The sequence below is a fragment of the Nevskiales bacterium genome, from assembly GCA_035574475.1.
Taxonomy (GTDB): domain Bacteria; phylum Pseudomonadota; class Gammaproteobacteria; order Nevskiales; family DATLYR01; genus DATLYR01.
In genome coordinates, this window is the sequence record DATLYR010000165.1 from 1 (window position 1) to 4,064 (window position 4,064).

Annotated in this window: 6 protein-coding genes; all 6 read right to left on the reverse strand. The window is 67.6% G+C overall.

Annotation, left to right across the window (positions count from 1 at the left end; translation table 11 throughout):
* The coding region (locus VNJ47_10030; protein HXG29166.1) for a DUF4922 domain-containing protein at positions 1–657 on the reverse strand (657 nt) is incomplete at its 3' end.
* A gap of 27 nt (positions 658–684) precedes the next feature.
* Positions 685–990, reverse strand: coding sequence for a DUF1326 domain-containing protein (locus VNJ47_10035; protein HXG29167.1), 306 nt, complete (start codon positions 988–990; stop codon positions 685–687).
* 81 nt (positions 991–1,071) lie between these two features.
* Positions 1,072–1,842 carry a Mut7-C RNAse domain-containing protein gene (locus VNJ47_10040; protein HXG29168.1) on the reverse strand — a complete coding sequence of 257 codons (771 nt, stop codon included), beginning with the start codon at positions 1,840–1,842 and terminating at the stop codon, positions 1,072–1,074.
* A gap of 6 nt (positions 1,843–1,848) precedes the next feature.
* Positions 1,849–2,664 carry an SDR family oxidoreductase gene (locus VNJ47_10045; GenBank protein ID HXG29169.1) on the reverse strand — a complete coding sequence of 272 codons (816 nt, stop codon included), beginning with the start codon at positions 2,662–2,664 and terminating at the stop codon, positions 1,849–1,851.
* Positions 2,665–2,770: 106 nt separating this feature from the next.
* Entirely contained in the window at positions 2,771–3,082 is a 312-nt protein-coding gene (locus VNJ47_10050) for a DUF2834 domain-containing protein (GenBank protein ID HXG29170.1), read from the reverse strand.
* 47 nt (positions 3,083–3,129) lie between these two features.
* Positions 3,130–4,064 (reverse strand): aromatic ring-hydroxylating dioxygenase subunit alpha (locus VNJ47_10055; GenBank protein ID HXG29171.1); only part of this gene is annotated, 935 nt, incomplete at its 5' end.

The window sequence follows — 4,064 nt, forward strand, 5'->3', positions numbered from 1 at the left end:
GATGAGCAGATTGTAACCGCCATAGCCGCGGTCGCCACCCCGGCCGACGACCGCCAGCAGCCGCTCGTAGATCTGCGCCAGCCGCGGCCCTGCCGCGGCGGGATCGTCCAGCCAGTTCGGGTCCAGCGGCGCCAGCGCATGCCGGAAAGGTAAGGCAGTGGCGAGCGCGCCGATCTCCAGCGCGGCGCGGATTTCCGGCTCCAGTGGCAGTTCGCCGAGTGCCGGCTGCGGCACCAGCTGCAAGTGCTTGTGCCGCTGGCTGGCGCCGGCGGCCAGGCCCGCGTTGTAGAAGCCGAGCCCGTCCATCTGTGCCAGGCAGTGGCACAGCGCGGCGAAATCCTCGCCCGAGAGCGACGTTTCTTGTTCCTCGAAGTTGCGCGTCACGATCAGCAAGTGCCCCTCGATCACCGGGTACTTGTTGAGCAGCACGACATACCGTCCGGACAGCTCGGCCACGAACAGCGCCGGGTCGTAAGGCAGGAAGGGGTTGGGTCGGGCCTGCGGTTCGCGCCGGGCGGCGGCCTTGCGCGCCAGGCTGTCCACCACACGCACGCGGAACGGCAGGCCGCGGTCCGTCACCGTGGCCTCGTGCGTACGGATGGGCTGCAGTGCGCCGCCGGCAAGGGCACGTGCGGCCACCGCTGTTGCCTGTTGCATCAGGGCAGCTTCGGCGGGGCTGGGCATTCAGACATCGAGCAGCAGGAACATGCCCAGCACTATAAGGCACAGGCCGCTGACGCGGCCGACCCGGTCGCCATAGGGCAACAGCTTTTCCAGCAGCTGGCCGTTGCCCAGGTGGATAGGCCCCGGCCAGGCCGCCAGGATGGCCCACTTGAGGCCGTCCAGTCGGGTCTTGCCGAAGTGTCCTTCGTCAATACGCATGCTGACATATGCCCGGCAGTGGCCATGGATCGGCAGCGCATTGAACTGGCAGGGACAACCCCAGGCGCAGTTGCAGGTGGTCAGCTGTGGGGCCCTTGGTCCGTCAATTCACGTAAGCCGTGAAGCCTCCTCGCGGCAATGCCGCCGGCATACCAAGTACGGGACTGGCTGAGTATAGCCCTGCCGGCATCAGCCGGTCTGGAGGGTCCGCAACTCGCCGATCATCCGGCCCATGCGGTCGTAATGGCTGCCCGGCCAGTACACCTGGCCGCAGCCGCGGCACAGGCGGAAGTCGTCGAAGGCCGCCAGGATCTCCGGCTTCACCCTGCCCTGCAGCCGCCGCTTCGCCGCCACGCGCAGCAGGCCGTTGCAGCGCGTGCAGCGCCGGAACGGGCGGATGCTCCGGCGCAGATCGAGGCGCGCCACCACTTCGCGCAACTGCCGGCGCGGGTCGGTCTCGCGCAGGAAGCAGCCGCGCGTCACCCGGCTGCGCTTGAGCAGGCCAACGTCGCGCGTCAGCAGGATGCGGCGCTCCTCGTCCGAAATGCGCGCCAGCTCGGCGTCATGCCAGTCGTTGCGGTAGAGGCTGTCGAAACCGAGCGTGCGCAGGTAACGCGCCAGCGTGCCGAGGTGTGTATCGAGCACGAAGCGCGTGACGCGCAGCGGTTTCGGGCGCAGGCGCTGCAGCGGCGCGATGTCGAAGGACTCGAATACCGGGTAGACGCTGATGTCGTCGCCGTCGCGCACGATGTACGGGAAACCTACCGAACGCCCGTTCACCAGGATCAGGTCAACCTCGGTGTGCGGCACGCCCAGCGCCTCGATCATGTCCTTGACCGAGCGGCGCCCGCGGAACGGGTAGCGGAAGCGCCGCCGGCGCCGCGCCGGCGGCAGGAAATCGTTCAGTTCCTCGTAGAAGCGGAACGAGGCCGTGCCGCGCATCGCCGGGGCGCTGCGCATGCCATGTTAGGCCTTGCCAAGCCCGCCCTGCACCAGCGCGTTCATCACGCTGCCGGCGCCGGCCAGCACCCAGCCGCCGTCCACTGGCAGGAATACGCCGGTGATATAGCTGGCATAGGGCGAGGACAGGAACATCGCCGTCTGGGCGATGTCCTCCGGCGTGCCGTAGCGACCCAGCGGCACGGACTCCGTGACCATTTTCACCGCCTCGGGCGTCGGCGACAGGCGGCGCATGCCCTCGGTGCCCTCGATCGGCCCGGGGCTGATGGAGTTCACGCGGATGCCGAGCGGCCCCCACTCCATCGCCAGCACGCGCGTGACCATGTCCACGCCGGCCTTGGCCGCGCACACGTGCACCTGGAACATCATCGGTTGCTCGGACTGCGGTGCGGAGATGTTGATGACCGAGGCGCCGGGCTTCCTCAGGTGCGGGAAGGCCGCCTTCATCACATGGAAGGTGCCGAGCAGGTCGATGTCCACCACCGACTTGAAGCCGTTCGGCGAGATACCCAGCGCCGGCGCCGGGAAATTGCCGGCGGCGCCGGAGATGAGCACGTCGATCTCGCCGAGCTGTTCGTGCGCGCTCTTGAAGGCGGCCTCGATGGCCTCGGGCTGGCGTACGTCGGCGGCAAATCCAATCGCCGTGGACGTGAGCTTTTTCAGCTCGGCGACGGCATGGTCCACCTTGTCCTGCTTGCGGCTTAGCACCGCCAGCCTGGCGCCGGCGCGGGCGAAGGCCTGCGCGATGCCGAAGTTGATGCCGCTGGTGCCGCCGGCGACGAACACGGTCTTGCCGGTGAAATCGAAAGGTCCTTTTGACATGACGCACTCCGGGAACGGGGATGCGCGCCAGTTTAGCAGGCTGATTTCACCCCCACCCCTGCCCTCCCCCGTCAAGGGGGAGGGAGAAAAATCGAGGTATACGGAATTACGCTATGGCCGCCTCGCCCGGCCGCACCGGCGCATACTCGCGCCGGATCAGGTACACCAGCACGCCGAGCGAGCCGCCGGCCAGCGTCAACAGCGCATAAGGCCAGGGATTGATCCCGCGCTCCGGTGCATCCCGGAACATCCAGACGATCAGGATCAGGCAGGCGATCACCAGGTCCAGCAGGATCTGCAGCGTGGCGGCATTGGCGAGGCCGGCCTGCCACAGGCCGAAATAACCGTGGATGTAGACGACATAGGTACTGAAGAGGCCGAACGCGGCCAACACGACGAACAGCAATGACTTCTTCATGGCGCACTCCAGGCTGCGGGTGACGGCCCCACTCTGCAGCGCGCGGGTCATGCGCTCAATGACGTGGCGGGTAATCCGTCCAGCGCGCGCTGGATCGCGGCATGAAACGCGAGGATCGGGTGCTCCAGCCGGCCGACGCGCAGCTCGGCGTTGGCGCCGGACGCCAGGCCCGCCTGGATGCCCTCGGCCGCGAACAGGTCCTCGCGCTGGAACACGGTCTGCTCGATCAGGTTGAAGGTCTTTTCCCAGTGCGGCCGGCGCGCCTCGCTGTGCTGGTCGCGCGGGACCAGCATCTGGTGCACCCAGCGCAGCCGGCCCGTGCCTTCCGGGAACACCGAGATCACGCTGGCGTAGTCCGGGTGGAAGATGAACACCGTGTTCGGGAACACGAAATGCGTGAAGGTGCAATGCTCGCGCAGGTCCCACTGCTCGGCGGGCAGGTTGACCGCCTCGCCGATCCTGCGGCGCGCCGCGGCGGAGCGGATATGCGGATCCACCGGCTCCGACACCGCCAGTGCGTCCACGAAGAACGGGTAGATCGTCTCGCGGTGCAGGACGCGGATGTGATAGCCGTCGAGGAAGGCGTCGATGACCAGCTTCCAGTTGGCGGCATGGCGCGTGTCCACGCGCCGGAACAGTACGCTGTCGCCCAGGAAAACGCCCAGCTCTTCGTCGATGCCGCCGAGATAGCCCGCGAGGTTGAGCGCCGGGCCCGGCGTCGGCCGCGCCCAGACCAGGCCGTGATGCACGGCGCAGGGCAGCTCGACCAGCCTGTATTCTTCGGCCTTGAGTCCGGGGAAGGCCTCCGGATGGAGGAAGTGCTTCAGCCGGCCGTCCAGTGCATAGGTCCAGCCGTGGTAAGGGCAAACGATGGATTTCTTCTCGCACACGCCGTGTTCATCCAAAAGGCGCATGCCGCGGTGGCGGCAGACGTTGAGGAAGGCGCGCACGCTGCCTGCCTCGTCACGCAGCAGCAAGAGCG